The organism is Oribacterium sp., from assembly GCF_057249185.1.
The window spans coordinates 1-6,226 of record NZ_DBHIGR010000137.1; the positions used below are offsets into that span (position 1 = coordinate 1).

A 6,226-nucleotide genomic window follows, 5' to 3' on the forward strand; every position below is an offset into this window, starting at 1 on the left:
CTTGCTCGCTTTCAGTAAGTACTGACGGGCTCAGATTGCCCCTATTATAGACCCATACTGCATTATTCGCTTTACTTATTGATTTTTACAGTTCTTCACTTCGCCGGATTTTGCAAATACCGAACTCAGACTACCCCTATTCAAGCCTATTCTGCTTAAGACTGTTATGACTCAAACTCCCTTTGTTTCAGACCCATTCTACTTCAGGCTGTTATGACTCGGATTACCCATGTTTCAAAACTATTCTACTTCAGACTGCTATGACTCAAACTCCCTCTGTTTCAGAACTATTCTGCCTCAGGCTGTTATGGCTCGGATTACCTATGTTTCAGAACTATTCTACTTCAGACTGCTATGACTCAAACTCCCTCTGTTTCAGAACTATTCTGCCTCAGGCTACTATGACTCGAACTACCTATGTTTCAGAACTATTCTGTTCAGGCTGTTATGACTCGGATTAACTATGTTTCAGACTTATTACGCTTCAAATTGAATGGATGGGGCTGTGAAAAATAAAGCAATTTTCGACAATATAGGTCTGAATGCAGGGTAGTCTGAGCTTGATACTTGCAAAAGATCGGTGAAGGGAAAGACTGTAAAAACCAATAATTGAAGCGATTGATGCAGTGTGTGTCTATAATAGGGGCAATCTAAGCCCGTCGAAACTTACCAAAAGCCAGTGAAGGGAAGGACTGTAAAAATCAATAATTGAAACGATTGATACAGCGTGGGTCTATAATAGAAGCAATCTAAGCCCATCGAAACTTACTGAAAGCCGGTGAAGGGAAGGACTGTAAAAATCAATAATTGAAGCGATTAATGCAGTGTAGTCTATATTAGGGGGAATCTGAGCTTGATACTTGCGAAAGACCGATGAAAGGAAGGACTGCAAAAATCAATAATTGAAGCGATTGATGCAGTATGAGTCTGTAAGAGGGGCAATCTGAGCCCGTCAGTACTTACTGAAAGCGAGCTAAAGCGAAGCTTGAAGTTAGTACTGTTACGAAGGCGAGGTTAGCGGGAGCGTGCCCTGATTACAGACCCATACTGCATCAGAGCGCATCGTTACAAAAGAATACAGTCCTTCACTACGAAGGCGAGGTTAGCGAGAGCGTGCCCTGATTATAGACTATACTGCATCAGAGCGCATCGTTACATTTTTACAGCCCCTTTTACAACAGTAAGACACTGAATAATACCAGTATTCCCATGGGGAGGAGCCGTCCTTCCATTCCCATTTGATAAATCCCTATGGGGGAGAGGTAGAGAATAAAGCTTGGGATATTGCTTAAGGAGGAAAAGTCTATAAAGCTTCCGCCCAGGAAGCTGAATAGCAGGCCAAGACTTAAGGACAGGCCTCCTACCATTTCCGCTCCAAAAACGGAGTAGGACAGTCTTCTGGCAAAGCTGTAAAGGAAGAAAGAAAATCCCAGGGTACATAGTAGGGGAAGGAGCAAATCCTTGTAGAGTTCTGCAAGGCGAAAGCCTCCTTCTTTTTCTATTCCCAAAATAGTTCTGCCCTCCAGCACAAGGAAAAATCCCAGGCTCAAAAGTCCGAAGAGAAGAATTCCGCTTAGATGATATCGTAGTCTTCCGGCGGGATAGGTCCTGCTCCTTTGGCAGACCTTTTTCTCTTCTTCTGTTCCCAATGCCGTTCCCAAGGAAAATAGGAAGAAGTACAAAACAAAGCCTAATACGGCCTCCCGCTTGGGCTGGAACAGGCTTCTGCCTCTTTCTCCTTTCATTTTCTGAATCTGATATAGAGGCTCTGTTCTCTTACTCTTTACAATGGATTGTTCTATAGCTTCTTTTTCCGTTTCGTTAAGTCTTCTTCCTAAAAGGCTTTCCCCATAGGCAAGAGCGCCCTTCTCCATGCGAAGGGTACTGCTGAGCGCGGCTACAATTTCCCGAATCCCCATTTCCGCCAGCGAATCCGCACTGCTTTCGTAATGTAAGCTTCCTCTTCCCTCCGTATCTCCGGTAAAGCCCTCTTTAATCCAAAGTACCCCCTCTACACTGCCCTCCAAAAGAGCCTTTTCCGCTTCCTGATTTTCCACGACTTCCACTTGAAGCCCCTTTTCCTGCTGCAGCTCCTGAATTAATTCTTCACTCCAGGCTCCCTGATCTTCCCGTACCAGCATAAGCGAAAGCTTTTCCTTTCCCCCAACCCGGGAATAGGCAAAAAGAGAAAGAAGGAAAAGAACAAGCAAAAGGAAGCCCCTGCCGCCACCTAAGAGGAGGGAAAAGCGAAGGGAAAGTAAAGAGCAGGGAAAAGGAAGGGCAGACTTTTCGTATGATTTGTATTGTCCGCCGGGTCTATATTGTCCATGTTGTCCGTGTTGTCCGTCCGGTCTATATTGTCCGAATTGTCCGTGTTGTCCATCCGGTCTATATTGTCCGAATTGTCCATCTTGTCTCTTGGATTCTCTCTGGAGCTTTCGGGAAAATGCTTTTTGCTTAAAAAATGTTTTAAGCTTAAAATAAATTCCTGAAAGTATTCCTAAGGCAAGGGCCAAGGCGTCCCATAAAAGCAGGGGAAGGGCAGTAGACAGTAAAGTAGAGAAGGAAAGCCCTCTCCGGACACCCTCTAAAACCATTCTATTCACGGTGATGGGAGAAAGACGCTTCACAAGCTCCGGTGCATTGCTCTCTCCGAACAGCTTTCCGGTATAGAGAATTCCCAAAAAGAGTAGGGAAAAGGATAGTAATTTTGCTGTGCTTTCCTCTCCCATAATTCGAAACAATTGATAAAAGAAAAAGAAGAAACTCAAGAGCTCAACACAAAGAATGAAAGCAATCGGTACCAGTTGTTCTAGGGAAAGGTCTAAAGACTTTTGCAGCGCAAATAAGCAGAGAAGCAAAAGGGGCAGTGCAGAAAGAAATAAAAAGAAGAGCTTAGAAAGGAAAAAGCCTCTTCCTCCCAGCAGGGCAAATCGCTGGGGAATCCCCTTCTTTTCCTCTTCCGGCACTGAGAAAACGGAAGACAGGGCACAAAAGGCCAATAGGAAGAAAAAAATAAAGGAAAAGATGCGAAGGGAAAGTGCCTTCTCCACTTGACTGCTCTGCCCCTCCTCATCAAAGACAAGCTGTCGCTTTAAAACAGCCGTAAGCAATCTTTCCGAAGCATGCTCATAGAGGCTTTCTTCCTCTTGTTTGGAAAGACTTTCTCCATATAGGGCATGAAAAACCCCTTTACTGATTTCCTGTTCCTTCTCCATAATTTCCATAATGGAGGTGAAAATGCTTTGAAACAGGAGACTTTCCGTGGGCCGATTGGCATTTAAGCTTAAGTCTACCGGCTCCCCCTCAAAGCGATAGGCGGTATAAAAGAAATCCTTGGGGATTCGTAAAATGCCTACTACTCCCTCTTGGAAGGCCTTTTCCCTACCTTCCTGTCCGATTTCTTCCTCTTCCTTGATAACGGTAGAAAACAGCTCCACCTTCTCCATTTCCCGAATCAGGGTTTTGGACATAATGGTTTGATCTTCATCAATCACCATCACCGGAAAGGCCTGCATTTGACTGCTTTGTCCTTGAAAGAAAAAGGCAAAAAGGGGAAACAGGAGCAGGGGAAAGAGTAAAATAAACAGTCCTCCTTTTCGGAGAAATAACCTTCCGTCCTTCCAAATGGCCGCAAAAAATCCCTTCATTCTCTTCTCCCCTTAGTCCTTTTCTATCTTCACCCCTTAGTCTTGGGATGACTTCAATCCGATGATATGCACTTCTCCCTTAGTTTTCCCTGTTCCAGAGTCAAAATCCTATCCGCCAGATCCTCCAGCTCCCCTCTTCCGTGGCTGATGAGCAGCATCCCTGTGCCCTGCTTCTTCATCTTCAAAAGCAGGTCTCGAATCCTGTGATAGGATTCCTCATCACATCCTACGGTAGGTTCGTCCAGAAGCAAAATGCTTGGACGAAGCATAAGAGCCGAAGCCAAATGCACCCGGCGCTTCATTCCCCCGGACAGGGCGGACAGCTTTTCCCGGCTTTTTTGAGAAAGTCCCAACTCCTCCAGAAGCCAGTTCCCTCTGGTTTTTAAAAGCCTCCCCGGTATTCCCTGAATTTTTCCGTAAAAAATCAGATTTTCCAATGCCGTCAGGCTGTCATAGAGGGACAGGTCCTGGGGCAGATAGGAAAGGCCCTTTCGAACCTCCTTAGGCATCCGGATTTCTCCCTCCTGATAGGGAAGCAGACCGGCTATTACCTTTAAAAGGCTGCTTTTTCCGGCACCGTTTTCTCCGCGAATCCCTACGATTTCTCCTTTGAATAGGGAAAGAGAGAGCCCCTGTAATATGGCGCTCTCTCCTCTATGATACCTAAGGCCTAAGTTGTTTATCTCACAAAGGCTCTCCTTCATCATCCTGCAAGTTCTCCCTGTAAAGTAGATGCTACCTTCGCTAAGCCATTTCCAATAGTCTCGCTCAACTTATCGAAATCCTCTTGGCTATAGTTGGAAATATCCACTTCCTCTTCCTTCGGAAGTGTAGCTGTACCGGTCTTGGTGGTGTTCAGATTAATCTTCGCACTGCTAAATGGCATATAGTAGTTCTGTAAGCCCTCTACTACAATCTCATGATCGCTGCTGCCCTTCTCTCCGTCAGAAACAGTAAGGGTCAGCTTTGCTCCCATTCCTGTAGGATCCTCTACAATATAGGTTCCGTAAGGCATTAAAGCGGAATGTTTGGTGGTATCGATCTTATATTCCAAAGCCTTAACATCCAGAACACCGTTACCGCCGGAAATGCTTCCCTCCAGCATCTTATCCTTTACACTGTAGCTGTTCTTTAAGTACATATTCTCGGAGCTGGAGCTTACAACATTAATCTGCTCGGTAACCTCTTTGCCCTTCTTGGCAATCTCCAGAGAGAAGGAATCGTCCTTTGTAGAAAGCAGAACCTGTCTCAAATCTCCGTCAACAACCGCAATCTGCCACTGGAATTCATTGTCCGCCATCTCCTTAGCGGTATCCGCAGCATTATCACGAATCTCCTTTGCCAGCTCACTAAGTTGATCCTTCGGCGTTTTTGCATCTCCCATGCCTAAAGCGCTGTCCCAGGTGCTGGTCGCATAAACATCCTCTAAAAGAGACTCTAAATCACTGTCCTTTTCTACCGTATCTGCCAGCTTCTCATAGAAATTCTTTAAATCTTCCTCTGTGGGCTTAAATACGTAAACCTCTCCGGTATACTTCTCCTTCAGATTCTCTAAGGTGAATTCCTTCTTTTCTACCGTTAAGTTATCCTTATTCATGCTACCGACAAGGAGATCTCCGTACTTCTTGGAAATTTCCACCAAACGCTTTCTGTTCTCTGCAGACTTCTTTAAATCCGGAGCCACAATATCCTGCTCGGTGAGATTCTTCATAATGGTCTTTAAATCTCCCCGATAGTAGTGCTCATCCGCTACAGGAATCGCAAAGCCGATCTTTCCGTCACGATAATCCGCAAAGCCTTCCAGTAAATCTGTACCCATGATCTTGGCACTTAAATTCACGATAAAGGAATTCTTCTCCGCATCCATGTCATACTTTAACTGAATCTGAGAATCCTTCAGATACTTATTCATTTCGTCACTGCCTTCGATTTCTCCGGTAAGGGTCATATCGGAAGACTGCTTTAAATCCTCGTTAATAAAGCCTAAGGCCACCATGGCATCCATCTTATCCTGGAGATACTTCTCCTGATAATGAAGGAACTTCTGCTCTGTGCTTAAAGCCACGCCACCGGAAAGTAACTTCTTTCCAAAGGCAAAAAAGCCTGCGCAAAGAAGAATAATTACGGCAACGACAGGGATTAAAAGCTTCATGCCCTTCTTTCCCGCAGGAGCCTCCTCTAAAGTCTGTGCATAGGAATAGCTTGCCTGGGGCTCTACAGGAGCAGCTTCTGTAGCTGTTGCAGCACTTACTGCATGATCAGCATTTGCTCCAACCTCACTACTTTCTGCTGCAGCGCTTGTTTCAGCACCGGTAGCACCTGCCTCAGCGCTTACAGTTTCTGCGCCTTCCAGCTTTTCTCCGCAGTGCTCACAAAACTTCTCCTCGTCTTGGACTTCCTGTCCACAATTCGGACAATTTTTCATTCTGTTTCCTCCCTTTGTCTTCAGTTGTCGATTGAACAGACTTATTTTAACATATTTACAGAAATAAATCTTTTAAAATATATTAAATTTTTAAGGCCAAAAATGAAAAAGTAAATTCTACTCATCTATCCCCCAGTAGATTTTACTTCTG

Annotated in this window: 3 protein-coding genes; all 3 read right to left on the reverse strand. The window is 44.9% G+C overall.

The window, feature by feature from the left end; genetic code table 11:
* Positions 1–1,172: 1,172 nt before the first annotated feature.
* The 3 genes from ACO4PX_RS07900 to ACO4PX_RS07910 are packed head-to-tail and all read right to left on the reverse strand — an operon-like array spanning position 1,173 to position 6,075.
* Positions 1,173–3,650 carry an ABC transporter permease gene (locus ACO4PX_RS07900; RefSeq protein ID WP_485572197.1) on the reverse strand — a complete coding sequence of 826 codons (2,478 nt, stop codon included), beginning with the start codon at positions 3,648–3,650 and terminating at the stop codon, positions 1,173–1,175.
* Between the two features lie 53 nt (positions 3,651–3,703).
* The gene (locus tag ACO4PX_RS07905; RefSeq protein WP_485572198.1) at positions 3,704–4,357 is read right to left on the reverse strand and encodes an ABC transporter ATP-binding protein; all 654 of its coding nucleotides are present in this window, start codon (positions 4,355–4,357) and stop codon (positions 3,704–3,706) included.
* Complete coding sequence (locus ACO4PX_RS07910) at positions 4,354–6,075, reverse strand: zinc-ribbon domain-containing protein (protein WP_485572199.1); 1,722 nt, start codon at positions 6,073–6,075, stop codon at positions 4,354–4,356. The genes ACO4PX_RS07905 and ACO4PX_RS07910 overlap by 4 nt, the downstream gene beginning before the upstream one ends.
* Positions 6,076–6,226: the final 151 nt, after the last annotated feature.